Origin of the sequence: Thermoactinomyces intermedius (genome assembly GCF_013912365.1) — a bacterium.
Taxonomy (GTDB): Bacteria; Bacillota; Bacilli; order Thermoactinomycetales; family Thermoactinomycetaceae; genus Thermoactinomyces; species Thermoactinomyces intermedius.
This window is the reverse complement of record NZ_JACETT010000037.1, coordinates 1-1,081: the sequence shown is the minus strand read 5'-3', so window position 1 is coordinate 1,081 and position 1,081 is coordinate 1. Positions and strand designations below refer to the sequence as shown.

Here is a 1,081-nt window from a genome sequence, read left to right as displayed (position 1 = left end):
GACCGATCCGGATCGGTCCCGAACCGAGGACCACAATGCTTTTTGCTTTGCTTACCGCCACTTCGTCTTCGGATTCATAAGATGAATAATAGTACGGGGTATTTGCGGCAAATTCCGCGGCACAGGTGTCCACCATTTTATAAACCGGGACAATGTGGTGCTGTTTCCGCAACGTGCGAACCTCTTTTTCCGTCCGGTTTGTGAGGCGGCCGATCGCCCGGTCCGTCATCCCGAATTGCTTGGCCTTTCTGAGCAACTCCGGGGCAAGGGAACTGGATGCTTGCAATTCTTTTTCCAGTTGGATGATGCGCCCGATTTTATACAGGAAAAAACGGTCGATTTGGGTGAGTTGATGCGCTTCTTCCAGGCTGTATCCGCGCCGGAACCATTCCGCCAGCAAAAACAGCCGCTCATCATCCGGTTTTTGCAGCCGTTTTTTCAACTTGTCACCGGGAATTTCCCCGGTTCCCGGCAGGTTCAAATCATCCTGCCCGATTTCCAGCGAACGCACTGCTTTTAAAAGCGATTCTTCCAATGTCCGCCCGATGGCCATCACTTCTCCCGTCGCTTTCATCTGGGTTCCAAGTTCCCGGTTTGCCGAGACGAATTTATCAAACGGCCAGCGGGGAATTTTGCAGACCACATAATCAATGGCCGGTTCAAAACAAGCACTGGTTTGCCCGGTCACCGGATTTTTTAATTCGTCCAGCGTGTACCCCAGCGCAATTTTGGCGGCCACCCGGGCAATCGGATATCCCGTCGCTTTGGAAGCCAGCGCACTGGAACGGCTCACCCGCGGATTCACTTCAATGACATAGTATTGGAAGCTGTGCGGATCGAGTGCAAACTGGATATTGCATCCGCCACGAATGTCCAAGGCCCGGATGATTTTCAGCGCCGCTTTCCGGAGCATCTGGTGTTCCCGGTCCGTCAAGGTTTGACTCGGGGCAAACACGATGCTGTCGCCGGTGTGCACGCCCACCGGATCAAAGTTTTCCATGTTGCACACCACGATGGCGTTATCCGCGGCATCGCGCATCACTTCATATTCGATTTCTTTGAATCCGGCGATGCTCTTTTC

1 protein-coding gene is annotated in these 1,081 nt (G+C 53.3%); it reads right to left on the bottom strand.

The window, feature by feature from the left end:
* Positions 1-1,081: ATP-binding protein (locus tag H1R82_RS09295; RefSeq protein WP_445267831.1), on the bottom strand; the 1,081-nt coding region annotated here is incomplete at both ends.